Origin of the sequence: Enterobacter sp. HNDS-6 (genome assembly GCF_039850505.1) — a bacterium.
Classification (GTDB): domain Bacteria; phylum Pseudomonadota; class Gammaproteobacteria; order Enterobacterales; family Enterobacteriaceae; genus Enterobacter; species Enterobacter kobei.
The window spans coordinates 1,078,619-1,102,117 of the sequence record NZ_CP156673.1 but is presented as its reverse complement, the minus strand read 5'-3'; the positions used below and the strand labels follow the sequence as shown (position 1 = coordinate 1,102,117).

Here is a 23,499-nt window from a genome sequence, read left to right as displayed (position 1 = left end):
TAACGCTTTGATAATGCCTAATGGTAAAAGAGCCTGCTGGCAATGCAAGCGCTTTCAGCAGACCATTTGTGCCATAAACCGGTTATGCGTAGCGCTACGCAAAATAGTGTAATCCGCTGTCTTTGTAGGGGTTATTCTGGAAGCCTGCTCGTTGATCGCAATATTCCAGTAATGAAACGGTCAAAAACACGTTACACTAGCTGGTGTCCCCGTAGAGAAATAAAGAACACTGAACGGGGGCCCGACTGTGCCAAACGTAATGCAGGAAACTGAACATGGATATTAACAACAAGGCCCGTATTCACTGGGCATGCCGTCGCGGCATGCGTGAACTTGATATTTCCATCATGCCTTTCTTCGAATATGAGTATGACAGCTTAAGCGATGATGATAAGCGGCTGTTTGTTCGCCTGCTTGAGTCTGACGATCCAGATTTATTCAACTGGCTGATGAACCACGGCAAACCCGCCGACACCGAGTTGCAACGGATGGTGCAATTAATTCAAACACGGAATCGGGAACGTGGTCCTGTGGCAATCTGATCTTCGCGTCTCGTGGCGCTCGCAGTGGATGTCGTTAATGCTCCACGGCCTGGTTGCGGCCATCGTGTTACTCATGCCATGGCCCCTGAGCTATACACCGCTGTGGCTGCTATTACTTTCGTTTGTCGTTTTTGACAGCGTACGCAGCCAGCGTCGCATTAATGCTCGTCAGGGTGAGATCAAGTTACTGATGGATTCCCGCCTGCGCTGGCAGGGAAAAGAGTGGGATATTCTGGGTATGCCATGGATGCTCAACTCCGGCATGATGTTACGGTTACGCAATGTGGACGGCGGGCGTTGCCAGCACCTGTGGCTGGCGGCTGACAGTATGGATGCTTCAGAATGGCGAGATCTGCGCCGGATGTTGTTGCAACAGCCGACGCAGGAGTAATCCACTTAGCTAAATTTTTCTGCCATTTCGCCAAGTATCTGTTCGCACCAGGCCTGCAGGCGCTCGTCGCTGAGATCGTACTGATTGGTTTCATCCAGCGCGAGTCCGACAAACAGCTGGCCGTCGGCAATGATCGGTTTTTGACTGGTGAACTCGTATCCTTCGGTTGGCCAGTAGCCGATAAACGTCGCCCCTTTCGGTACCAGTTTGTCATGCAGCATGCCAAGTGCATCAAGAAACCATTCGCCGTAGCCCAACTGATCGCCCATGCCGTACATCGCAATAATTTTGCCGTCGAGATTGACTGAATCGAGCTGATCCCAGATGGCTTCCCAGTCTTCCTGTATCTCACCAAAATCCCAGGTTGGGATACCGAGGATCAGTACATCGTACTGTTCCATCAGCGCGACCGCGTCATCTTTCAGGTTATGCAACGTCACCAGTTCGGGGCCAATGATGTCGCGAATTTTCTCTGCCGCCATTTCGGTGTAGCAGGTGCTGGAACCATAGAAAAGACCAATATTCATCGCGTAACTATCTCAATTCATGCTTTGACTTTGTGCGTAGTGTACCAGAAACCGGTCGCAATCAGGCATAATGGCCTGACTGCAGAATCAAAGGGGCCGATGTGGAAAAGGATCTCGCACTCGTTGAACAGTTTCTCGATGCGCTGTGGCTGGAGAAAAATCTGGCCGAGAACACGCTCAGTGCCTATCGGCGCGATCTCACCATGCTGGTGGAGTGGCTGGCGCGTCGCGAATTATCGCTGGCGAGTGCGCAAAGCGACGACCTTCAGGCGCTGCTCGCGGAACGGGTTGAAGGGGGCTATAAGGCCACCAGTTCTGCACGCTTGCTCAGCGCGATGCGTCGGCTGTTCCAGCATCTCTACCGTGAGAAGATTCGGGAAGACGATCCGAGTGCGCTTCTGGCGTCCCCTAAACTCCCGCAGCGGCTGCCGAAAGATCTCAGCGAAGCACAAGTTGAGAGATTATTACAGTCACCTGCTGTTGACCTGCCGCTGGAGTTACGCGATAAAGCCATGCTTGAGCTATTGTATGCTACCGGTTTGCGTGTCTCTGAACTGGTTGGTCTGACGATGAGCGACATCAGCCTGCGTCAGGGCGTGGTGCGCGTCATCGGTAAAGGAAATAAGGAAAGGCTGGTGCCGCTGGGAGAAGAAGCGGTTTACTGGCTGGAAACGTATCTTGAGCATGGCCGTCCATGGTTGCTCAATGGCGTGTCTATCGACGTCTTGTTTCCGAGCCAGCGCGCACAGCAGATGACACGACAAACGTTCTGGCATCGCATCAAGCATTACGCCACACTGGCGGGTATCGACAGTGAAAAGCTTTCGCCGCACGTATTGCGTCACGCTTTCGCGACGCATCTGTTAAACCACGGCGCAGATTTACGCGTGGTGCAGATGCTACTGGGACACAGCGATCTTTCTACGACGCAAATTTACACCCATGTCGCGACGGAACGCCTGCGGCAGCTACACCAACAGCACCACCCTCGTGCGTGAGTGCCGACAAATTGTAACGGGATCAACTATGAAAAAGTCTTTCGCGCTGTTCACCCTGCTGGCAGCCTCTTTTACCGGGTTCGCCCATGCGGATGACGCCGCTATTAAACAGTCACTGGCTAAACTGGGCGTTACCAGCAGCGACATCCAGTCTGCACCGGTTGCCGGGATGAAAACGGTACTGACTAACAGCGGCGTGCTGTATGTCACCGAAGACGGCAAACATATTATTCAGGGGCCAATGTATGACGTGAGCGGCGCGCAGCCGGTCAATGTCACCAACCAGCTGCTGATGAAAAACCTGAATGCGCTCGAAAAAGAGATGATCGTCTATAAAGCGGCGCAGGAAAAACATGTGATTACCGTCTTCACCGACATCACCTGTGGCTACTGCCACAAGCTCCATGAGCAGATGAAAGACTATAACGCGCTGGGCATTACCGTGCGTTACCTGGCCTTCCCGCGTGCAGGCGTGCAGAGCCAGCCAGAGCAAGACATGAAAGCGATTTGGTGTGCGAAAGATCGCAACAAAGCGTTTGACGATGCGATGAGCGGTAAAGAGGTTAAGCCTGCGTCCTGCGATATCGATATTGCTAACCACTACGCGCTGGGCGTGCAGTTTGGCGTAAGCGGTACGCCAGCGATTGTCCTGAGCAATGGCTATGTTGTGCCGGGTTACCAGGGACCAAAAGAGATGAAAGAGTTCCTCGACGCGCACCAGAAACAGTTTGGTGGTAAATAATCCGCGTGAAAGCCCCGATAAAATTGCGCCGCCGCGAGGCGGTTGAACCGGTTGATTTGCCAGACGATCTCCCGCCCCTGCTGAAGCGTCTCTACGCCAGCCGCGGCGTGCGCAGTGCTGAGGATCTTGAACGCAGCGTCAAAGGGATGCTGCCCTGGCAGCAGCTCAACGGCATCGAAAAAGCCATCGAAATGCTCTACAACGCGCTCCGTGAGGGAACGCGTATTGTGGTGGTAGGGGATTTCGATGCAGATGGCGCAACCAGCACGGCCTTGAGCGTTTTGAGTCTGCGCGCGCTGGGCTGCGATAACGTCACTTACCTTGTGCCGAACCGCTTTGAAGACGGTTACGGCCTCAGCCCGGAAGTGGTCGATCAGGCTCACGCCCGCGGGGCACAGATGATCATGACCGTTGATAACGGGATCTCTTCCCATGCAGGTGTCGATCATGCGCACGCGCTGGGGATCCCGGTGTTGGTCACCGATCACCACTTGCCGGGTGAAACATTGCCGGACGCTGAAGCGATCATCAATCCCAACCTGCGCGACTGCGATTTCCCGTCAAAATCTCTCGCCGGTGTGGGGGTAGCGTTTTATCTGATGCTGGCGCTGCGGACCCTGCTTCGTGATAAGGGCTGGTTCGAATCACGCGGTATCGCCATACCAAACCTGGCCGAATATCTCGACCTGGTGGCGCTGGGTACCGTCGCGGACGTCGTGCCGCTCGATACCAATAACCGTATTTTGACCTGGCAGGGCTTAAGCCGCATTCGCGCGGGCAAGTGCCGTCCGGGGATTAAGGCGCTGCTGGAAATTGCCAACCGCGATCCGCTCAAGCTGGCGGCAAGTGATTTGGGTTTTGCCCTCGGCCCGCGTCTGAACGCTGCCGGAAGGCTGGACGATATGTCCGTCGGTGTGGCGCTGCTGCTGTGCGATAACATCGGCGAAGCGCGCGTCCTGGCCAATGAGCTCGACGCGTTGAACCAGACCCGTAAAGAGATAGAGCAGGGAATGCAGGTCGAAGCGCTGACCCTTTGCGAAAAACTCGAACGCAGCGGTGAAACGCTGCCGGGCGGGCTGGCGATGTATCATCCTGAGTGGCATCAGGGTGTGGTTGGCATTCTGGCCTCGCGCATTAAAGAGCGCTTCCACCGCCCGGTGATCGCGTTTGCCCCGGCTGGTGACGGCACGCTGAAAGGCTCTGGCCGTTCGATTCAGGGTCTTCACATGCGTGATGCACTGGAGCGTCTGGATACGCTGTATCCGGGCCTGATGATCAAATTTGGCGGCCATGCGATGGCGGCGGGTCTGTCGCTGGAAGAGGCGAAATTTGACGAATTTCAGCGGCTATTTGGTGAACTGGTCACCGACTGGATTGACCCTGCCTTGTTGCAGGGAGAAGTGGTGTCCGACGGCGAGCTCTCACCGCATGAGATGACAATGGACGTGGCGCAGATGCTGCGCGATGCCGGTCCGTGGGGACAGATGTTCCCTGAACCGCTGTTCGACGGCCGTTTCCGCCTGCTTCAGCAACGTATCGTCGGCGAGCGTCATCTGAAAGTCATGGTTGAGCCCGTTGGCGGTGGACCGCTGCTGGACGGCATCGCCTTCAACGTCGATACGGCCATCTGGCCGGACAACGGCGTGCGCGAGGTCGAACTGGCATACAAACTGGATATCAACGAGTTTCGCGGAAACCGCACCCTTCAGATCATCATCGACAATATCTGGCCAATTTAGCGGCAGTAATCTCTATAAAAAAGGGCGTGGATTCGGTACAATCCCGCTCTTATCACCGCATTTTGACAAGTCCATAAAAGAAAACAGACCATGTTTGAAATTAATCCGGTAAAAAACCGTATTCAGGACCTCACGGAGCGCTCTGACGTTCTTAGGGGGTATCTTTGACTACGATGCCAAGAAAGAGCGTCTTGAAGAAGTAAACGCCGAGCTGGAACAGCCGGACGTCTGGAACGAACCTGAACGCGCACAGGCGCTGGGTAAAGAGCGTTCCTCTCTCGAAGCTATCGTAGATACGCTGGATCAAATGGCTCAGGGGCTGGAAGATGTTTCCGGTTTGCTCGAGCTGGCCGTCGAAGCCGACGACGAAGAAACCTTTAACGAAGCCGTGGCAGAACTCGACGTGCTGGAAGAGAAGCTGGCGCAGCTGGAATTCCGTCGTATGTTCTCCGGCGAATACGACAGCGCTGACTGTTACCTCGATATTCAGGCAGGTTCTGGCGGTACCGAAGCGCAGGACTGGGCCAGCATGCTGACGCGTATGTACCTGCGTTGGGCAGAAGCGCGCGGCTTCAAAACCGAAATCATCGAAGAGTCTGAAGGTGAAGTGGCCGGTATTAAATCCGTCACCATCAAGATCATTGGCGACTACGCCTACGGCTGGCTGCGTACCGAGACCGGCGTTCACCGTCTGGTGCGTAAGAGCCCGTTCGACTCCGGTGGCCGTCGCCATACCTCCTTCAGCTCGGCGTTTGTTTACCCGGAAGTTGACGAAGATATTGATATCGAAATTAACCCGGCGGACCTGCGTATTGACGTTTATCGCGCCTCCGGTGCGGGTGGTCAGCACGTTAACCGTACGGAATCGGCGGTGCGTATTACCCACATTCCAACCGGGCTGGTAACACAATGCCAGAATGACCGTTCCCAGCATAAGAACAAAGACCAGGCCATGAAGCAGATGAAAGCGAAGCTTTATGAGCTGGAGATGCAGAAGAAAAATGCTGAGAAACAGGCGATGGAAGATAACAAGTCCGACATCGGTTGGGGCAGCCAGATCCGTTCTTACGTCCTTGATGACTCCCGCATCAAAGACCTGCGTACCGGGGTTGAAACCCGTAACACGCAGGCGGTGCTGGACGGCAGCCTGGACCAATTTATCGAAGCAAGTTTGAAAGCAGGGTTATGAGGAACCAACATGTCTGAACAACAAGCACAGGGCGCTGACGCGGTAGTCGATCTTAACAACGAACTGAAAACCCGCCGCGAGAAGCTGGCAGCGCTGCGTGAGCAGGGCGTGCCGTTCCCGAACGATTTTCGTCGTGACCACACCTCAGACCAACTGCACGCTGACTTCGACGGTAAAGAGAACGAAGAGCTGGAAGCGCTGAACATCGAAGTGGCCGTTGCTGGCCGTATGATGACCCGCCGTATTATGGGTAAAGCCTCCTTCGTGACTTTGCAGGACGTGGGTGGCCGTATTCAGCTGTATGTTTCCCGTGACGATCTGCCGGAAGGCATCTACAACGAGCAGTTCAAGAAGTGGGATCTGGGCGATATCCTTGGCGCGAAAGGTAAACTGTTCAAAACCAAAACCGGTGAACTGTCTATCCACTGTACCGAGCTGCGTCTGCTGACCAAAGCGCTGCGTCCGCTGCCGGACAAATTCCACGGCCTGCAGGATCAGGAAGCGCGCTATCGTCAGCGTTATCTGGATCTCATCTCTAACGATGAATCCCGCAAGACCTTCAAAATTCGCTCCCAGATCATGGCCGGTATTCGCCAGTTCATGGTGAACCGCGACTTTATGGAAGTGGAAACCCCGATGATGCAGGTGATCCCAGGCGGTGCGTCTGCCCGTCCATTCATCACCCATCATAACGCCCTGGACCTGGACATGTACCTGCGTATCGCGCCGGAACTGTACCTGAAGCGTCTGGTGGTAGGTGGCTTTGATCGCGTATTCGAGATCAACCGTAACTTCCGTAACGAAGGTATCTCCGTTCGTCATAACCCAGAGTTCACCATGATGGAACTCTATATGGCGTATGCAGATTACAAAGATCTGATCGAGCTGACCGAATCCCTGTTCCGTACCCTGGCGCAGGACATTCTGGGCACCACCCAGGTCCCTTACGGTGAAGAAGTGTTCGACTTCGGCAAGCCGTTCGAAAAACTGACCATGCGCGAAGCGATCAAGAAATACCGTCCTGAAACCAACATGGCGGATCTGGATAACTTCGATTCTGCGAAAGCGATCGCGGAAAGCATTGGTATCAAGGTAGAGAAGAGCTGGGGTCTGGGCCGTATCGTGACCGAGATCTTCGAAGAAGTGGCCGAAGCGCACCTGATTCAGCCGACCTTCATCACCGAATACCCTGCTGAAGTGTCTCCGCTGGCGCGTCGTAATGACGAGAACCCGGAAATCACTGACCGTTTCGAATTCTTCATCGGCGGCCGTGAAATCGGCAACGGCTTTAGCGAGCTGAACGATGCGGAAGATCAGGCGCAGCGCTTCCAGGATCAGGTTGATGCGAAAGCAGCGGGCGATGACGAAGCGATGTTCTTCGACGAAGACTACGTGACCGCGCTGGAGCACGGCCTGCCACCGACGGCGGGTCTGGGTATTGGTATCGACCGTATGGTCATGCTGTTCACCAACAGCCACACCATCCGTGACGTGATCCTGTTCCCGGCGATGCGTCCGGTGAAATAAGGCGTTAAGATGTAAAAAAAGCCCCGTTAGGGGCTTTTTTATTGCGCGGCAAACGCTCTCAAAGCGTCTCGTGCGACCGTTGCTTCCAGCACCATCCACGGGCTGAAACCCCAGGGCGCGGCGTTTAGGGCCTGGAACAACGATTCCAGTTCAACCCATTCAAATTCCATCACTTCTTCGTGATTAATACGCAGTTCGCTGGTAATACGTGCCGCGAATACCGGGCAAATCTCATTTTCCACAATCCCGGAAGGATCGGTTTCGCGGTAGCGAAACTCGGCGGCCACGGGGGTAATCGCCGTGATTTCAGCGCCAACCTCATAGCGGCAGCGGCGGATAATCGCCTCTTCCGTCTTTTCACCGGTTTGAGGGTGCCCGCAGACGGAATTCGTCCAGACGCCCGGCCAGGCTTTTTTGTTTAGCGCGCGTCGGGTGACCAGGCACTCCCCTTCGGCGTTAAACAGCCAGGAGGAGAAGGCCAGATGCAGAGGGGTTTGGGTGGTGTGTGCGGCGTACTTTTCCTGAGTGCCAATCACCATTCCCTGGTCGTTTACCAAAATAACGTGTTCTTGAATACTCATTCGTGCTCCAGTGCCAACGATGCGGATGGTTCTGCACCATCAGCAGAGCACTATTATACGGCATTCTTATACGAACGGTTTGACCCACAGAGCGGAAAAGGGCTGACCCATTTCTGCCAGGGCTGGTATCATAGGGCGCCATTCACGCTGACCGAGGATCTGTTTTGTTTGCAGGAAGCCTGACGAGAAACCCCATCATCGCCATTTTTTGCCTGACGCTGACATTATTACTGGCCGGCTGTTCGGGGAGTAAATCTTCGGATATGGGCAGCTATTCCGGTTCGGTCTACACCGTTAAGCGCGGTGACACGCTGTATCGGATTTCGCGCGCGACGGGGACCAGCGTGAAGGATCTGGCGCGTCTGAATAACATCTCTCCACCGTATACCATCGAAGTGGGGCAGAAGCTGAAGGTTAACGGCAGTTCGACCTCGGGTAAAAAATCCTCTGCGAAAGGCAAAACCGCTAAAGTGACGCCATCCTATGCGGTGCCGCAGTCCTCCTGGCCACCGGTCGGTCAACGCTGCTGGATTTGGCCAGCCAGCGGTAAAGTGGTGCTGCCGTACTCCCTGTCTGAAGGGGGGAACAAAGGCATTGATATCGCCGCTGCACGCGGTACGCCGGTTTACGCCTCAGGCGCAGGTAAGGTGGTTTATGTCGGTAACCAGCTACGCGGCTACGGTAACCTGATCATGATTAAGCATGGCGAAGACTACATCACGGCCTATGCGCACAACGACACGATGCTGGTCAATAACGGGCAAAACGTCAAAGCAGGGCAGAAGATTGCCACCATGGGCAGCACGGGAACGGATTCGGTGAAGCTGCACTTCCAGATTCGTTATAAGGCGACGGCCATCGATCCGCAGCGTTATCTTCCGGCACCCGGCAGCAAGCCGAAGTGCTAAGTGATTATTTTATCGCCACTTAGTGGTGAAGAGGCTTGTATGAAGAGGCGTAAGGTCTATAATGCCTTACGCACCTCAAAGCGGGCGTAGTTCAATGGTAGAACGAGAGCTTCCCAAGCTCTATACGAGGGTTCGATTCCCTTCGCCCGCTCCACTCCTTTAAAAGCCTTGTAACCTCTTCCCTTTACCTTGAACAACAAGCTTCTGTTTTAGCTGATTATTTTTTTTTGCTGGTTTATGGGATCAGTAATAAGTTTACATCTGGGGAGCGGTATAATTTTGCGTATCGCATCCAAACTGATAAATCAGAGACGCATTTAGTCACTGCTGATATTTCTTATCCCGGAAAATAAAGGGCTGTACTCCCTGGTGCGGTAATTAGCCATTCCAGTGATTTGGCTGGCCTCCTGTACCCTGTGACGCCTGGGCGTAAATGCTGGAGAGTATAAATACGATCAGAGAATGCTGTTGTTCGTCTTCAAAGATAAAGCTATGACGTTCAACTCCTTCTACTACTTCCTCAAGAGACAATCTGATCATTTATCTTCCCCGTTGCAGCCTCGCATCCATGCACGACAGAAGATCCAGCCGATGACGAGCCATAGCACTGACTGCGCCACTATTTCTAAAAAGATTTTCATTTTGTTTTTTTGCGTGATTATTATGCTGGTAACGTTTCTGGGCGGTATTATTACTGGTGGGATCGGGTGGAGCAAGTCACTAATTTTAATCGGGTATTAGTGATGCTAATAATTTTCTTCCCCTTATAAGACATAAAGCATCCGTCGCGATTCAAACCCATCATTAAAAACATATGTGTTTTTTCGAATGTGTATTGAGTTTTCGTTCATGCCGAGTATCCTGTTGGTAAATACTCAGGAGGTTTGATGTCACTAACATCCTTACAACTCTTCAAATACCTCTCCGATGAAACCCGTCTGGGCATCGTACTGCTGCTCAGAGAGATGGGAGAGTTGTGCGTATGCGATCTCTGCACGGCACTGGATCAGTCGCAGCCCAAGATCTCCCGTCATCTGGCAATGCTACGGGAAAGTGGGCTATTGCAGGATCGTAAGCAGGGCAAGTGGGTTCACTATCGTCTTTCCCCGCATATTCCGTCATGGGCTGCTCAGGTGATTGAGCAAGCCTGGTTAAGCCAGCAGGACGACGTACAGGCCATCGCCCGTAAGCTGGCAACGGCAAATTGCTCTGGTAGCGGTAAGGCTATTTGTCTCTAAAAAAAATTTGCCTGAACATATATGATTTTTCAAATGTGAGGTGTTCAGAATGAAAATGTTAACGGTGTTTGACCCGGCATTGTGCTGCAGTACCGGCGTATGTGGTTCAGATGTCGATCAGGTTCTGGTTGATTTTTCTGCGGATGTGCAGTGGTTGAAAGGACGTGGCGTACAGGTGGAACGTTACAACCTGGCGCAGCAGCCCATGAGCTTCGTTCAGAACGAAAAAGCGAAAGCCTTCCTGGAAGCCTCGGGAGCAGAAGGGCTTCCGCTGCTGTTGCTGGACGGTGAAACGGTAATGGCCGGGCGATATCCAAAACGCGCTGAGCTGGCTCGCTGGTTTGGGATCCCGCTGGAAAAAGTGGGCCTGGCGCCCACCAGCTGCTGTGGTGGGAAGACTTCCTGTTGCTGATTATGTCGGGAGGATATATGAAATTCTTACAGAATATCCCGCCTTACCTGTTTTTTACCGGAAAGGGCGGTGTGGGCAAAACCTCCATTTCCTGCGCGACGGCTATCCGCCTGGCGGGACGGGGTAAGCGGGTATTGCTGGTGAGTACCGATCCCGCTTCCAATGTCGGCCAGGTCTTTGATCAAACTATCGGTAACACGATCCACTCTGTTAATGCCGTTCCCGGGCTTTCCGCTCTGGAGATTGACCCACAGGAAGCTGCCCAGCAGTATCGCGCCAGAATCGTTGATCCTGTTAAGGGGCTTTTGCCTGATGACGTCGTTAACAGCATCAGCGAGCAGCTTTCCGGCGCCTGTACGACTGAGATTGCGGCGTTCGATGAGTTCACCGGTTTATTGACAGACGCTTCCCTGCTGACCCGCTTCGATCACATCATTTTTGATACAGCGCCGACGGGCCACACTATCCGCCTGCTCCAGCTTCCCGGTGCATGGAGTAACTTCATTGAAAGTAACCCGGACGGTGCTTCCTGTCTCGGCCCGATGGCCGGGCTGGAAAAACAGCGTGAGCAGTACGCACACGCGGTAGAGGCGTTATCCGATCCTGCGCGTACCCGTCTGGTTCTGGTTGCACGACTGCAGAAATCCACTTTGCAGGAAGTCGCCCGCACCCATGAAGAACTGGCGGCGATCGGCCTGAAAAACCAGTATCTGGTGATTAATGGCGTTTTGCCGGCAGCCGAAGCGGAACATGACGCACTGGCTGCTGCGATATGGCAACGGGAGCAAGAGGCACTGGCAAATCTTCCTGCCGGTTTATCCGGGCTGCCGACAGATACCTTATTACTGCAACCCGTCAACATGGTTGGCGTGTCGGCATTAAAGGGCCTGCTGGACAGCCGTTCTGAGGCATTACCGCTCCCTGCAACGAACGCCCTGGATACGCCTGAAAACGCAACGCTCTCTGGCCTGGTCGAGGATATCGCCCGTAACGAACACGGCCTGATTATGCTGATGGGCAAAGGTGGCGTGGGTAAAACCACGATGGCGGCTGCTGTCGCCGTCAGGCTGGCAGACAGGGGGTTTGATGTCCATCTCACCACCTCCGATCCCGCCGCACATCTCAGCACAACGCTAAATGGCAGCCTGAATAACCTGCAGGTCAGCCGGATCAACCCACACGAGGAAACCGAACGCTATCGCCGGCATGTCCTTGAGACGAAGGGAAAAGGTCTGGACGAAGCAGGGAAACGGCTACTGGAAGAAGATTTACGTTCCCCCTGTACTGAAGAGATCGCCGTCTTCCAGGCATTTTCCCGCGTGATCCGCGAAGCAGGTAAGCGGTTTGTGGTGATGGATACGGCTCCCACGGGGCATACGCTGTTGCTGCTGGATGCAACCGGGGCTTATCACCGCGAAATTGCCAAAAAAATGGGCGACAAAGGCCATTTTACTACCCCGATGATGCAGCTTCAGGACCCGGAGCGAACCAAGGTGCTGCTGGTTACGCTTCCGGAAACCACTCCAGTGCTGGAGGCAGCGAATTTGCAGGCCGATCTTGAACGCGCGGGGATTCATCCGTGGGGCTGGATTATCAATAACAGCCTTTCTATTGCGGATACGCGTTCTCCATTGCTTTGCCAGCGCGCCCGGCAGGAATTGCCGCAGATTGAGGCGGTTAAGCATCAGCATGCTGACCGTATAGCGCTTGTTCCGTTACTGGCGTCAGAGCCTGCCGGTATCGAAAAGCTCAGAGCGTTGATGCGCTAATTTATTGGTTAATACAGGGCGGCAGAGCCGCCCTGTCAGGAGGTTTTATGTTACTGGCAGGCGCTATTTTTGTCCTGACCCTTGTTTTGGTTATCTGGCAGCCGAAGGGGGTGGGAATTGGCTGGAGCGCGACGCTGGGCGCAGCCCTGGCTTTAATTTCAGGCGTTGTGCATTTAGGCGATATTCCGGTGGTGTGGAATATCGTCTGGAACGCGACGGCAACGTTTATTGCCGTCATTATTATTAGCCTGCTGCTTGATGAATCCGGCTTTTTCGAATGGGCAGCGCTGCATGTTTCGCGTTGGGGAAACGGTCGGGGCCGTTTGCTCTTTACCTATATCGTTCTGCTCGGCGCAGCGGTGGCTGCACTGTTTGCCAACGACGGTGCTGCTCTTATTCTGACACCGATCGTGATTGCCATGCTGCTGGCATTAGGGTTCAGCAAAGGCACCACGCTGGCATTCGTGATGGCCGCCGGGTTTATTGCCGATACCGCCAGCCTGCCGCTTATCGTGTCGAACCTGGTGAATATTGTTTCGGCAGACTTCTTCGGTCTGAGGTTCACCGAATACGCGTTGGTGATGGTTCCGGTCGATATTGCAGCCATTGTCGCCACGCTGGTGATGCTGCATCTGTTCTTTCGCAAAGATATCCCGCCGACTTACGAGCTGTCTCTTCTTAAGACACCGGCAAAAGCGATTAAAGATCCGGCGACGTTTCGTACCGGCTGGGTCGTTTTAATTCTGTTGCTGGTAGGTTTTTTCGTCCTTGAGCCGCTCGGTATTCCGGTGAGCGCGATTGCGGCGGTGGGGGCCGTCATCCTGTTTGCTGTGGCGAAACGCGGCCATGCCATTAACATGGGCAAAGTGCTGCATGGCGCACCCTGGCAGATCGTCATCTTCTCGCTGGGGATGTACCTGGTGGTCTACGGTCTGCGCAACGCCGGGCTTACCGAATACCTTTCAGGTGTGCTGAACGTGCTGGCGGATAAAGGACTGTGGGCCGCGACGCTGGGTACCGGTTTCCTGACGGCTTTCCTGTCCTCCATCATGAATAACATGCCGACCGTGCTGGTTGGTGCGCTCTCTATTGATGGCAGCACCGCAACCGGTGTTATCAAAGAGGCGATGATCTACGCCAACGTGATTGGCTGCGACCTGGGGCCAAAAATCACCCCTATTGGGAGCCTGGCAACGCTGCTCTGGCTGCATGTCCTTTCACAGAAGAACATGACGATTACCTGGGGATATTATTTCCGCACCGGGATCGTTATGACTCTGCCTGTGCTATTTGTAACGCTGGCCGCGCTGGCGCTACGTCTCTCTTTCACTTTGTAATGAGATACTGTTATGAGCAACATCACTATTTATCACAACCCGGCCTGCGGTACGTCCCGTAATACGCTGGAGATGATCCGCAACAGCGGAAATGAGCCGACCGTCATTCATTACCTGGAGAATCCGCCGTCTCGCGATGAACTGGTCAAACTCATTGCAGATATGGGGATCACGGTACGGGCACTGCTGCGTAAAAATGTCGAGCCTTATGAAGAACTGGGGCTGGCGGAAGATAAGTTTACTGACGATCGGTTAATCGACTTTATGCTGCAGCATCCGATCCTGATTAACCGGCCTATTGTCGTGACGCCGCTGGGAACCAAACTGTGCCGTCCTTCAGAAGTGGTTCTGGATATTCTTCCGGATGCGCAGAAAGCGGCTTTCGCGAAGGAAGACGGTGAGAAGGTCGTTGATGAAACAGGTAAACGATTGAAATAAGTATGGAGGAGCGCATTCGCGCTTTGAGTGTCGGCCTGCCATCCCGTTTAGCCACTGAATGGCAGGCCGATTTCTCTAGTTTTTCGGGAATATCCAGACATGCTTCTCTGGCAGCGATAGATGACAATGCTGCGGGTCGCGAAGCTCATTCCCGTAAGCGCGGATCACATAATCATCCCCCGCCGTGCGGAACAGGTACTCCCAGCGGTCGCCAAGATACATGCTGGTGAGGAGCGGCAGCGCAAGTTGATTTTCCCCCGGCCCCTCGACAACCGCCACGCGCTCGACGCGGATCACCGCCGTAGCCTCATTACCGCTCTGCACCCCTTCACCCGCCTGGCCCCAGAGCACCCAGTCTTTTCCTGCAATGCGTGCTTTGCCGTCGCGTACTTCGGTGATTTTGCCATGCAGGCGGTTATTACTGCCCATAAACTCGGCCGTAAACAGCGTCTTCGGTGAACCGTACATCTCCTGCGGTGTACCCTGTTGCTCAATTTTACCGTTGTTGAGCAGCAGGATGCGGTCGGAAATCGACATCGCTTCGTTCTGGTCGTGCGTTACCATCAGCGCAGATAACCCGAGCTTAATGATCAGCTCGCGCAGAAATACGCGGGCCTCTTCGCGCAGTTTGGCGTCGAGGTTGGACAGCGGCTCGTCCAGTAAAATCACCGGCGGGTTATAGACCAGCGCCCGGCCAATCGCCACGCGCTGCTGCTGCCCGCCTGAGAGCTGGTGCGGGTGACGTTTACCAAGATGACCGAGACCCAGCTGGTCCAGCACATCCTGTACGCGCTGCTGGATCTCTTTGGCCGGGACTTTACGCAACTTGAGCGGATAGGCCACGTTTTCAAATACGGTTTTGTGCGGCCACAAGGCGTAGGACTGGAACACCAGCCCCAGGTTACGCTCCTCCGCCGGAACCTCGCTGCGCGGCGTACCGTCATAAACTTTATTTTGACCAATGACAATCGACCCCTGAGTTGGTTTTTCCAGACCCGCGACGGCGCGCAGCAGGGTGGTTTTGCCGCTGCCGGAAGGGCCCAGCAGGGAGACCACTTCGCCGCGTTTCAGGTTCATGGAGACCCCTTTTAAAACAGGATTGTCGCCGTAGGTTAAGTGCAGATCGTCAACCGCTAATTCAATCATGTAATTTCACTCCGAAACGAAGGGCAATGCCCAGACCTACCACGACCAGCAGGATATTAATGAAAGAGAGCGCCGCCACGATATCAATTGCACCCGCGGCCCACAGGGAAACCAGCATCGAGCCGATGGTTTCCGTGCCGGGGGAGAGCAGGTACACACCGGTTGAATATTCGCGCTCAAAGATCAGGAACATCAGCAGCCATGAGCCGATAAGCCCGTAGCGGGAGAGCGGAATGGTGACGTGGCGGGTGATCTGCCCGCGCGTCGCGCCGGTGCTGCGCGCCGCCTCTTCAAGCTCCGGCCCCACCTGCAACAGCGTGGAAGAGATGAGCCTCAGTCCGTAAGCCATCCACACCACGGTATAAGCCAGCCAGACGCTGAAAATGGTGCTGCGCAGCGAGCGCAGCCAGACGATGAAGTTTTCGCGCATCCAGTCGGTCCAGACGAATCCGGAAAGCCAGCCGGATTTCAGGGCGTTATCCAGCCACATCGGCAGGAACAGAAACACCCACAAAAAGGCCAGACCCGCCAGCAATCCCGGCACGGCGCGCGGCACCAGCACGCTGTAATCCAGGAACCGCGTGGTGTTGTCCGGTTTACGGTGCATGGCAATACCAACAAACAGGTAGCACGCGACGGCCAGTGCGCCGCCAATAACGCCAATCGACATCGAGTTGACGATGGCGCGCAGCAGGTTAGGCTGCGCCCAGATGGTGCGAAAGGTACTCAGCGAAAGCTCATCCCACAGTGAAACGCCCACCCCCCAGTTGGAGATGAACGCGCGCAGCACCACGCCAAGCAGGGGAACACCGATGGTGACAGTCAGCCAGAAGGCGACCACCGCCCCGGCCACCCAGCGCCATTTACCCAGTGGTAACGCGCGAGCCTGAGAGGCTTTCCCTTTCATGGTGACAAAGCGGTTGGCGGTGCGCATCAGGCGACGCTGGAGCATGACCAGCGGGATAGTGATGCAAATCAGCACCACGGCGACCGCCGCCATCAGATGATAGGAAGGCGTTCCGAGCTTGTTCGTCAGCTGGTACAGATAGGTCGCCAGCACCATGTTGCCTTCCGGATCGCCAAGTACCAGCATCAGACCAAACACTTCCAGCCCGAGGAAGAACAGCAGCACGATGGCGTACAGGATGGATGGCCGCACCATCGGCAGGCTGACGGAGGTCATCACCTGCAGCGGAGAGGCGCCCGCGGTGCGCGCGGCTTCTTCCACATCGGAGCCTACGCTACGCAGCGCGGAGGAAATATAGAGATAGGCATGCGGAACATGCGTCAGGCCGGCAATGACCACGATGCTCGACATGTCATAGATGTTCCACGGCACAAAGCCGATCAGCGCCTGTGCCCACAGGGACAGGAAGCCCACCGGACCGGCAGCCACCACATAGCCAAAACCCAGCACCATCGGTGAAACGAAAATCGGGACCAGGATCAGCGGTTCGATCAGGCGTCGGCCTGGCAGATCGGTACGCACCATCAGAAACGCCAGCACGCCACCCAGCGGAATGGCAATGATGACCAGCCCGAAAGCGAGAAGAAAGCCGCTTCTCAGGGCCTTGTAGAAATCAGGGTCGGTGAAGATAAAACCAAATGATTCAAGGCTCCACTCTTTTGCCGGGGAAAAGAACGGGGCGGACAGGAAGCTCTGTATCACGATAAACGACAGTGGCGTATAGATAACCAGGGCGGTTATCAACACGACAATACCGCGCGGCAGGCTTTGCCACTTTCTGCGTAATGTATTCATGGGGTATCCCTGGTGTTGCAGCCCGGAAAAATGAACTCAGTCAGATGAACAGACGCGCGACGGCGCACGCCGCCGCGCCAGGACGCTTATTTGGCGGCGGCTGCACGCCACTCTTTGATGTACTCCAGGCGTTTCTTCGGCTGCAGATACTCCAGCAGCGATTCATCAACCGGGATCGGCTTCAGCGCATTGCCGAGGATTTTGGTCAGGCCGTCGATATCGTTTTTGCCTTCGATATCGTTACGAATGGATGGAATGTCCGCCTGATTTGCCAGGATGCTTTGGCCTTTTTCAGACAGCACATAGTCCAGCCACAGTTTTGCCGCATTGCTGTTTTGCGCCTGCTGGCTGATGAACGACACGCGCGACAGCACCAGGGTGTAATCTTTTGGATAGGATATGCCGAGCGACGGGTCGTTCTTCGCACGCGCTTCAGCGTAAGAACCAAGGATATTGAAGCCGATCAGGTTTTCACCGGAGGAGACCCTCTCCATCATGGTGCCGGTAGACGACTGCACCGCTAAGCCACCTTTGGCAACGTCGGCCAGGGTTTTAAAGTAATTTGGATCGGCCTTGTGATCCTGCACTGAGAGCATAAAACCAAGACCTGATTTCTCAATGTCATAGGTGGTGACTTTACTCTTGAATTTATCCGTCTGGCTGGCAATCAGCTTCGCCAGCGCGGCGTGTGAATCCGGCACGTCACCGGCCGGGATCAGGCGTTTGTTGTAGATAAAGACCACCGGCTCATAGGTGGTGCCGTACGCCTTATCTTTCCAGACCGCCCATTTCGGCAGCTGGCTCTGCTCCGGCGATTTATACTCCATAGCGTAGTCAGCGGCGAGCTTCAGTCCGGTGTCCATGGACGAGCTCCAGACCACATCACCGCTACCGCCACCGGAGGCCTGTTCGCTGATAAAACGGTTGTACAGCTCCGTGCTGTTCATGTCGTTATATTCAACTTTGATGCCTGGATACGTTTTTTCGAAGCCTTCGATCAGCGGCCCGGCGGCTTTGGTGTCGGTGGTGGAGTAGATGACAACTTTGCCCTCTTTCGTGGCGGCATCGACAACCTTTTGATACTCAGCCGGATAGCCCTGCGGCAGGGCAGACAGCGCAGAAGCGGAGAACAGGACGGTAGCGGTAATCAGAGAAATTCGGAATGTGTTCGACATTATAGTTAACCTTTTAGTTACATTTGAGGAACTAATTGTCAACATAGCCTATCGGCCTCCACCCACAATAGGGGGAAGCGGGCGATGATTCCGAAGTGTGATTGTCACCGTCGTTTCAGCAATTAACACCATAGAATCCGCGAACGTTTGCTGGCTAATGTTCGCGGATTACGTTTTATCGGGGGCTTTACGGTATAGCCTTCGCGGATGACCGATATTGCCGTACAGCATTTCGACGCTGATTAACCCACTCTCCACGCAGTATTCAAGATAGCGACGCCCCGTGGTTTTGCTGACCCCGACGTTTTCCACGACCTCCTCCACCGACATTGCGCTGTCGGGACGATCGGCAAACAGCCGTTTGATCCGCTCCAGGGTCTGAGGCTCAATGCCCTTCGTCGACGGCGTGTGCGGGGATTCAGCAGCAGGCAGGTTAAACAGGCGATCCAGCGCATGCTGATCAACGACTTTTACCTGCTGCACGGTGTGGATGAAGCGCATAAAACGCTCCAGCGAGGCGTGCAGGCGCTGGAAAAAGACCGGTTTAATCAGGTAATCAAACGCGCCGCTGCGCATGGCATGGCTGCAGGTCTGCATATCGCTGGCGGCGGTGATGAAGATCACCGAGCACTCATAGCTTTTCAGCAGGGGAGTGTCGATTAACTCCACGCCTTTGCCGTCCGGAAGATAGTTATCCAGCAGAATAAGCCGCGGCTGATGCTGGCGAATCAGGCTGCATGCCTGCTCAATCGACGCGGCGATGCCCACCACGTGCAGATGAAAGTTCTGCTCAATATACTCGCGATGCAGCTCCGCCAGGTGCGGCTCATCCTCAACGATCACAACATCAAGTGCTTGGGTCATGCTTTAGCCCATTCGGAATAAATACAGAGAAAATCGTGCCCTGCGGCGTATTGTCGGCAATCTCAATGCTGCCGCCCGCTTTGTTGATATAGCCTGCCACCAGAAACAGGCCGATACCGTGCTCGGTACCCACAATGTCGTTTTCACTGTCCGGCTTGCTGCTGAATCCCTGTCGAAAGATATGCGGCTTCAGCGCATCATCCACCCCGCAGCCCCGGTCGGCCACCTCAATCAGCAGCTCCTGGTTGCGATCGGAAATATAGAGTTCTACCGGCGCGGGGACCGGTGCGGTGAGGGTCGCATCCACGGCGTTATCCAGCAAATTACCAATAATGGACATCAGCTCCGTTTCACTGAGGCGGGACGGCATGCGGGTGAGCTGGCATGCGGGATCAAACTGTAGCTCAACCCCTTTTTCCCGTGCGCTGACATATTTCCCGAGCAGCAGCCCGCATAAGGCCGGAGAGGCAAAATGGGCCGACACGAAGTCCAGCACGCGCTGTGCGCCTTCCGACTGCACCTGGATATAGCGGATCGCTTCGTCATAGTGTTTCATCTGCAACAACCCCACCAGCGTCGCGGTCCAGTTCAGCTGTTCGTGGCGCATAATGCGCAGGTTGTCGGCATAGCGTTTGATCTGGCTGAGCTGGCTGCTGAGGGTATTAATGTCGTTTTTGTCGCGAAAGCTGTATACCCAGCCGCTTTCAACGCCAGGCTCGACCTCAATCGCCACGCGGTTGACGATGACCTCGCGCTGGTTAAGTACCGCAATCTGGTCGTGGCGGCCGCTGCTCACCGAGGCGTAGCGCTGTGTTAAAAACCCCGGCGAGGTTTGCAGAACCTCGTCCAGCGGCTTGCCGATAAGATCTTTTTCACTCCGATGAATATCCAGCATTTCTCGTGCCGCGCGGTTAATTAAAATCAGTTGCTTCTCTTCATTGACGGCAAATACCCCTTCATACATGGCTTCTAACAGCGCCCTTTGCTGCAAAACCAGCTGGGCAATATCTTTCGGCTCAAGTCTGAACATCTGTTTTTTAAGGTTGCGGGTAAACAGCCAGGAGAAAATAAACAGCAGCAGCAGAAGGGCAATCCCGTATAAACCGGCCTGCCAGAGAATGCGGGCGTTAATGTTGGCGATATACGAAGTCAGATAGCCGACCGAGACAATGCCAATCACCTGATGCTGTGTATTGAAGATGGGCGCTTTGCTGCGCAGCGAAACCCCAATCCCGCCCTGACGCACGGAAATAATGGTTTTGCCCTTGAGTACTTCGGCATTATCGCCGCCGATCATCGGTAAATTAATGCGCTCCGGGGATTCTGAATGATAAAGATGCTGCTCCCGGGTATCGCCAATCACAATATAGCTGGCGTCACTTTCGGCACGCAGCGGCTGAATTAACCGGGCGATGCCGGGGATATCTCTGGCCGCCACCTTTTCCGCCAGACCCGGCATCAGCGCAATCTCACTGGCCTGAACCCGGGCGCGCTGGCCGAGATCGTGATGGAGCTGCCGGTCAATAAAATGAAACAGGATCGTACCCAGCAGCACTAACAGCAGGCAGGAGAAGCACACCAGCGCTAAAAACAGCTTTACCTGAAAAGAGAGTCTGCGTTTCATTCAACCCGCGCTAGCCTTGGAAAAGGGGATATTTATGGAGCCTGACATGTGCAAATAGTGGACGCAATCCGGTAAGAAAAGAGTTGTGAGCTGGCTTTTCGTTTTCAGCGTGATAGCCATCGGGATCCCGTAAGGCTATGCTTCATTCAGCACGAGAATAATTACAGAGGCAATGTCATGGATAAAGAACTACTGGATGCGGGTTACCGGGCCTATACCGGCGAGAAAATTGACGTGTACTTCAACACCGGGATCTGCAAACACTCAGGTAACTGCGTGCGTGGGAGCGCAAAGCTGTTTAATCTGAAACGTAAACCGTGGATTATTCCTGATGAAGTGGACGTCGAAACGGTTGTACGCGTAATTGATACCTGCCCGAGCGGTGCGCTGAAGTATCGCCAAAAATAAGCGAGGAACCATGGATATTCTGGAAGGCCATAACAAGTTTTACGTGAATGATGCAGACGGAAATCAGGTGGCGGAGATTGTCTTCGTGCCGACCGGCGAGCACCTGAGCATTATTGAGCATACTGATGTCGATCCGAGCCTGAAAGGGCAGGGCGTTGGCAAACAGCTGGTGGCGAAAGTGGTCGAGAAGATGCGCGGTGAGAACCGTAAAATTATTCCGCTGTGTCCGTTTGCGAAACATGAGTTTGATAATACGCGGGAATATGACGATATCCGGGCGTGATTCTCTGTAGGAATGTAGGCCGGGTAAGCGCAGCGCTACCCGGCACAATGTATGGCAGGAACATTAGCCAACAAACATCACCGACACGCACAGCACGCCGACGATCAGCGTCAGCAGGCTGCCAGGGGAGCGGTAAGGCTTCAGCGAAGGGATCAGGTACGTCGACAGCGTCGGCATGATAAACAAAATCATGGCGATAAGCGGGCCGCTGATGGCGTAAATCATCGAAATCGCGTTCGGGTTTATGCAGCAGACCGCGAAGGTAATTAACGACACACCCATAATGGAAATTGCGCGGTTAAAGGCGCGGCTCTTTTTCACACCCACCTGATTGAGCGACGACTTCACGATCTCCGTCGCCCCCTCAATGACCCCAAAATAGGTGCCGAGGAACGATTTCGACATCGCAACAATCGCCACGATTATCCCGGAAATGCCGAGCCATGCGGGAGAAGAGGGCATCATCGACAGTGCTGACAGGATGGTTACCCCTTGCTCTTTGGCGGCCACAATGTAGGACGGCGGAATCGAGAGCAGGCAGCTGAAGACAAAGAACAGCACGCTCAGGCAGATAATCAGGTACGCCACCTTCATGATCTTCTTGCATTTATCCATGGCGGCGTCAGCAAACTTCTCGCGACGATCCACGGCAAATGTCGAGATAATCGGGGTATGGCTGAAGGCAAACACCATCACCGGAATGGAAATCCATACCTGATGCAGCGTATGGCGATCAACGGCCATCTGGCTGGTAAGTAGCGAGGGTTGCCAGCTCCCGGTCAGGTAGATCGAGACAAAGAGGAAATAGGCAATCAGCGGGAATACCAGGAAGCCCATCACCTTTATCGTGATATGCCGTCCCATCAGGAAGATCAGATTCAACACCAGCACCACACCTAAACTGACCAGCACGCGCACGGCGGTATCCACCGTCAGGTGTTTTGCCAGTTGCTCGGTTAACGAGTTGGTGATGGCCACCGCGTAAATCTGCACCACCACAAAGAAGGCGATGAAATAGAGCGTGGTGATCAGATTGCCAATCTTCTTGCCGTAATAGTGCGAGACGGCGCCGGTGATCCCTTCATTGCCTTTTGTTTTTGAAGAGAGAATAAATTGCGCCAGCGCGCGATGCGGCCAGTAGGTTAACGGGTAGGCCACAAGGGCGGTGATAAACAGAACAATAGCGCCTGCAGAGCCCAGCTGAATGGGCAAGAACAGCGTTCCTGCGCCCACGGCCGTGCCATAGAGAGCGAAACTCCAGAGAGTCTCATCTTTTGACCAAATTTTCGACATTAGAGCAACGTTTCAACTATCAAACCATCAGAATGGCGTGCAATTTACCATAGTTATGCGTGTAGAGCGCAGTTGCTTCGTTGGTATTTGGCCGGAACAGGCGTCCGGCCAGAGAGCATTTAGCCTGCCAGGGCGCGTCGTTGCTGGCGACGCTTAAGGAATTTCTCACGCAGGTTATCGTATGCCCAGTTATAGAACATGGTGTAGGGCAGGAAGAACAGGAAGAAACCTATTTCCAGTGTGAATGCCTGAAGCAAGGTGACGCCCAGCACGGCAGCGACAATCGACACGCCAATCACAATAAACCCACATTCGAACCCCAGGGCGTGCAGCGCACGCACTTTTGCCGTGCGTGTTACCCGCTGGACTGGCCAGAAACGGTCGAAACCGAAGTTATAAATAATGTTCCAGAGCATGGCGGTAGTGGCCAGAATAACGGTCAATCCCCCCATTTCCACTACGGAGCGCTGCATGAGCCACGCGGCCGTAGGGGCGAGGATCGCCGTGGCAATCCCTTCGAAACAGACAGCATGGAAGATCCGCTCCGGCAGTTTACGGTGGAGTGCATCCTGATGTTGCATAGTGTAGACCTCATTAATTCGCCGG

At 54.5% G+C, this 23,499-nt stretch carries 24 protein-coding genes and 1 tRNA gene; 16 read left to right on the top strand and 9 right to left on the bottom strand.

Annotation, left to right across the window (positions count from 1 at the left end):
• The first annotated feature begins 275 nt into the window (after positions 1 to 275).
• Both sdhE and ABFI50_RS05030 read left to right on the top strand, forming a co-directional pair.
• Positions 276 to 542: an FAD assembly factor SdhE gene (gene sdhE, locus ABFI50_RS05035; RefSeq protein WP_010435322.1), complete on the top strand. Its 267-nt coding sequence runs from the start codon at positions 276 to 278 to the stop codon at positions 540 to 542.
• Positions 523 to 933, top strand: coding sequence for a protein YgfX (locus tag ABFI50_RS05030; protein WP_014885136.1), 411 nt, complete (start codon positions 523 to 525; stop codon positions 931 to 933). The genes sdhE and ABFI50_RS05030 overlap by 20 nt, the downstream gene beginning before the upstream one ends.
• Positions 934 to 938: 5 nt before the next feature.
• Here the strand turns inward: ABFI50_RS05030 and fldB are convergent, their stop codons facing one another.
• Positions 939 to 1,460, bottom strand: coding sequence for a flavodoxin FldB (gene fldB / locus ABFI50_RS05025; RefSeq protein WP_014885135.1), 522 nt, complete (start codon positions 1,458 to 1,460; stop codon positions 939 to 941).
• Between the two features lie 101 nt (positions 1,461 to 1,561).
• Here fldB and xerD point away from each other — a divergent pair, with 101 nt between their 5' ends.
• The 5 genes from xerD (at position 1,562) to lysS (ending at position 7,655) form a co-directional block, all read left to right on the top strand.
• Entirely contained in the window at positions 1,562 to 2,458 is an 897-nt protein-coding gene (gene xerD / locus ABFI50_RS05020; protein WP_014885134.1) for a site-specific tyrosine recombinase XerD, read from the top strand.
• Positions 2,459 to 2,486: 28 nt separating this feature from the next.
• Positions 2,487 to 3,200 (top strand): bifunctional protein-disulfide isomerase/oxidoreductase DsbC, encoded by a 714-nt coding sequence (gene dsbC, locus ABFI50_RS05015; protein ID WP_014885133.1) that lies wholly within the window; start codon positions 2,487 to 2,489, stop codon positions 3,198 to 3,200.
• Between the two features lie 5 nt (positions 3,201 to 3,205).
• Positions 3,206 to 4,939 (top strand): single-stranded-DNA-specific exonuclease RecJ, encoded by a 1,734-nt coding sequence (recJ, locus tag ABFI50_RS05010; protein ID WP_023331239.1) that lies wholly within the window; start codon positions 3,206 to 3,208, stop codon positions 4,937 to 4,939.
• A gap of 90 nt (positions 4,940 to 5,029) precedes the next feature.
• Positions 5,030 to 6,128, top strand: a protein-coding gene (gene prfB / locus ABFI50_RS05005) for a peptide chain release factor 2 (protein WP_096059326.1) whose coding sequence is annotated in 2 segments (ribosomal slippage) — positions 5,030 to 5,104 and positions 5,106 to 6,128 — 1,098 coding nt in all. Because the reading frame shifts where the segments join, the coding sequence is not laid out codon by codon here.
• A 9-nt stretch (positions 6,129 to 6,137) separates the two neighbouring features.
• Positions 6,138 to 7,655: a lysine--tRNA ligase gene (gene lysS, locus ABFI50_RS05000; protein WP_014885130.1), complete on the top strand. Its 1,518-nt coding sequence runs from the start codon at positions 6,138 to 6,140 to the stop codon at positions 7,653 to 7,655.
• Between the two features lie 38 nt (positions 7,656 to 7,693).
• Here the strand turns inward: lysS and idi are convergent, their stop codons facing one another.
• Entirely contained in the window at positions 7,694 to 8,236 is a 543-nt protein-coding gene (gene idi, locus ABFI50_RS04995; RefSeq protein ID WP_117581049.1) for an isopentenyl-diphosphate Delta-isomerase, read from the bottom strand.
• A gap of 164 nt (positions 8,237 to 8,400) precedes the next feature.
• Between idi and actS the strand changes: the two genes are divergently transcribed.
• The 7 genes from actS (at position 8,401) to arsC (ending at position 14,338) form a co-directional block, all read left to right on the top strand.
• Positions 8,401 to 9,144 (top strand): amidase activator ActS, encoded by a 744-nt coding sequence (actS, locus tag ABFI50_RS04990; protein WP_032635615.1) that lies wholly within the window; start codon positions 8,401 to 8,403, stop codon positions 9,142 to 9,144.
• A gap of 80 nt (positions 9,145 to 9,224) precedes the next feature.
• Positions 9,225 to 9,298 (top strand) — tRNA-Gly (locus ABFI50_RS04985).
• Between the two features lie 730 nt (positions 9,299 to 10,028).
• A complete protein-coding gene (arsR, locus tag ABFI50_RS04980) occupies positions 10,029 to 10,382 on the top strand; it encodes an As(III)-sensing metalloregulatory transcriptional repressor ArsR (RefSeq protein ID WP_269195172.1) in 354 nt (117 codons plus the stop codon).
• Positions 10,383 to 10,431: 49 nt separating this feature from the next.
• Positions 10,432 to 10,794, top strand: a complete 363-nt coding sequence (gene arsD, locus ABFI50_RS04975; protein ID WP_059372300.1) for an arsenite efflux transporter metallochaperone ArsD — start codon at positions 10,432 to 10,434, stop codon at positions 10,792 to 10,794.
• A gap of 17 nt (positions 10,795 to 10,811) precedes the next feature.
• A complete protein-coding gene (arsA, locus tag ABFI50_RS04970) occupies positions 10,812 to 12,563 on the top strand; it encodes an arsenite efflux transporter ATPase subunit ArsA (protein WP_347485512.1) in 1,752 nt (583 codons plus the stop codon).
• Between the two features lie 47 nt (positions 12,564 to 12,610).
• A complete protein-coding gene (gene arsB, locus ABFI50_RS04965; protein WP_347485510.1) occupies positions 12,611 to 13,900 on the top strand; it encodes an arsenite efflux transporter membrane subunit ArsB in 1,290 nt (429 codons plus the stop codon).
• A 12-nt stretch (positions 13,901 to 13,912) separates the two neighbouring features.
• The gene (gene arsC, locus ABFI50_RS04960) at positions 13,913 to 14,338 is read left to right on the top strand and encodes a glutaredoxin-dependent arsenate reductase (RefSeq protein WP_014885108.1); all 426 of its coding nucleotides are present in this window, start codon (positions 13,913 to 13,915) and stop codon (positions 14,336 to 14,338) included.
• A gap of 75 nt (positions 14,339 to 14,413) precedes the next feature.
• Here the strand turns inward: arsC and ABFI50_RS04955 are convergent, their stop codons facing one another.
• The 5 genes from ABFI50_RS04955 to ABFI50_RS04935 form a co-directional block, all read right to left on the bottom strand.
• Positions 14,414 to 15,484: an ABC transporter ATP-binding protein gene (locus ABFI50_RS04955; protein WP_121528241.1), complete on the bottom strand. Its 1,071-nt coding sequence runs from the start codon at positions 15,482 to 15,484 to the stop codon at positions 14,414 to 14,416.
• Positions 15,477 to 17,246, bottom strand: a complete 1,770-nt coding sequence (locus ABFI50_RS04950; protein ID WP_248186035.1) for an iron ABC transporter permease — start codon at positions 17,244 to 17,246, stop codon at positions 15,477 to 15,479. Before ABFI50_RS04950 ends, ABFI50_RS04955 begins: the two co-directional genes overlap by 8 nt.
• Before the next feature lie 86 nt (positions 17,247 to 17,332).
• Positions 17,333 to 18,421, bottom strand: a complete 1,089-nt coding sequence (locus ABFI50_RS04945) for an ABC transporter substrate-binding protein (RefSeq protein ID WP_014885105.1) — start codon at positions 18,419 to 18,421, stop codon at positions 17,333 to 17,335.
• A gap of 168 nt (positions 18,422 to 18,589) precedes the next feature.
• Positions 18,590 to 19,285 (bottom strand): response regulator, encoded by a 696-nt coding sequence (locus tag ABFI50_RS04940; RefSeq protein WP_014885104.1) that lies wholly within the window; start codon positions 19,283 to 19,285, stop codon positions 18,590 to 18,592.
• On the bottom strand, positions 19,269 to 20,909 hold the full coding sequence (locus tag ABFI50_RS04935) for a sensor histidine kinase (RefSeq protein ID WP_096217984.1): 1,641 nt from the start codon (positions 20,907 to 20,909) through the stop codon (positions 19,269 to 19,271). The genes ABFI50_RS04940 and ABFI50_RS04935 overlap by 17 nt, the downstream gene beginning before the upstream one ends.
• Before the next feature lie 177 nt (positions 20,910 to 21,086).
• Here ABFI50_RS04935 and yjdI point away from each other — a divergent pair, with 177 nt between their 5' ends.
• Positions 21,087 to 21,317, top strand: a complete 231-nt coding sequence (gene yjdI, locus ABFI50_RS04930; RefSeq protein ID WP_008499689.1) for a 4Fe-4S mono-cluster protein YjdI — start codon at positions 21,087 to 21,089, stop codon at positions 21,315 to 21,317.
• A 10-nt stretch (positions 21,318 to 21,327) separates the two neighbouring features.
• A complete protein-coding gene (locus ABFI50_RS04925; RefSeq protein WP_014071634.1) occupies positions 21,328 to 21,600 on the top strand; it encodes a GNAT family N-acetyltransferase in 273 nt (90 codons plus the stop codon).
• 63 nt (positions 21,601 to 21,663) lie between these two features.
• Here the strand turns inward: ABFI50_RS04925 and ABFI50_RS04920 are convergent, their stop codons facing one another.
• Together ABFI50_RS04920 and ABFI50_RS04915 are read right to left on the bottom strand one after the other, a co-directional pair.
• On the bottom strand, positions 21,664 to 22,893 hold the full coding sequence (locus ABFI50_RS04920) for an amino acid permease (RefSeq protein WP_032635639.1): 1,230 nt from the start codon (positions 22,891 to 22,893) through the stop codon (positions 21,664 to 21,666).
• A 119-nt stretch (positions 22,894 to 23,012) separates the two neighbouring features.
• Positions 23,013 to 23,474 carry a multidrug/biocide efflux PACE transporter gene (locus ABFI50_RS04915; protein WP_023331229.1) on the bottom strand — a complete coding sequence of 154 codons (462 nt, stop codon included), beginning with the start codon at positions 23,472 to 23,474 and terminating at the stop codon, positions 23,013 to 23,015.
• Between the last annotated feature and the right edge of the window lie 25 nt (positions 23,475 to 23,499).

Coding starts and splice junctions, on each gene's coding strand:
- arsD (WP_059372300.1), top strand. CDS start 10,432: ATGAAAATGTTAACGGTGTTTGACCCGGCATTGTGCTGCAGTACCGGC.
- yjdI (WP_008499689.1), top strand. CDS start 21,087: ATGGATAAAGAACTACTGGATGCGGGTTACCGGGCCTATACCGGCGAG.
- arsC (WP_014885108.1), top strand. CDS start 13,913: ATGAGCAACATCACTATTTATCACAACCCGGCCTGCGGTACGTCCCGT.
- arsA (WP_347485512.1), top strand. CDS start 10,812: ATGAAATTCTTACAGAATATCCCGCCTTACCTGTTTTTTACCGGAAAG.
- ABFI50_RS04935 (WP_096217984.1), bottom strand. CDS start 20,909: ATGAAACGCAGACTCTCTTTTCAGGTAAAGCTGTTTTTAGCGCTGGTG.
- ABFI50_RS04920 (WP_032635639.1), bottom strand. CDS start 22,893: ATGTCGAAAATTTGGTCAAAAGATGAGACTCTCTGGAGTTTCGCTCTC.
- dsbC (WP_014885133.1), top strand. CDS start 2,487: ATGAAAAAGTCTTTCGCGCTGTTCACCCTGCTGGCAGCCTCTTTTACC.
- ABFI50_RS04945 (WP_014885105.1), bottom strand. CDS start 18,421: ATGTCGAACACATTCCGAATTTCTCTGATTACCGCTACCGTCCTGTTC.
- fldB (WP_014885135.1), bottom strand. CDS start 1,460: ATGAATATTGGTCTTTTCTATGGTTCCAGCACCTGCTACACCGAAATG.
- ABFI50_RS04940 (WP_014885104.1), bottom strand. CDS start 19,285: ATGACCCAAGCACTTGATGTTGTGATCGTTGAGGATGAGCCGCACCTG.
- idi (WP_117581049.1), bottom strand. CDS start 8,236: ATGAGTATTCAAGAACACGTTATTTTGGTAAACGACCAGGGAATGGTG.
- ABFI50_RS04925 (WP_014071634.1), top strand. CDS start 21,328: ATGGATATTCTGGAAGGCCATAACAAGTTTTACGTGAATGATGCAGAC.
- lysS (WP_014885130.1), top strand. CDS start 6,138: ATGTCTGAACAACAAGCACAGGGCGCTGACGCGGTAGTCGATCTTAAC.
- sdhE (WP_010435322.1), top strand. CDS start 276: ATGGATATTAACAACAAGGCCCGTATTCACTGGGCATGCCGTCGCGGC.
- ABFI50_RS04955 (WP_121528241.1), bottom strand. CDS start 15,484: ATGATTGAATTAGCGGTTGACGATCTGCACTTAACCTACGGCGACAAT.
- arsB (WP_347485510.1), top strand. CDS start 12,611: ATGTTACTGGCAGGCGCTATTTTTGTCCTGACCCTTGTTTTGGTTATC.
- ABFI50_RS04950 (WP_248186035.1), bottom strand. CDS start 17,246: ATGAATACATTACGCAGAAAGTGGCAAAGCCTGCCGCGCGGTATTGTC.
- ABFI50_RS04915 (WP_023331229.1), bottom strand. CDS start 23,474: ATGCAACATCAGGATGCACTCCACCGTAAACTGCCGGAGCGGATCTTC.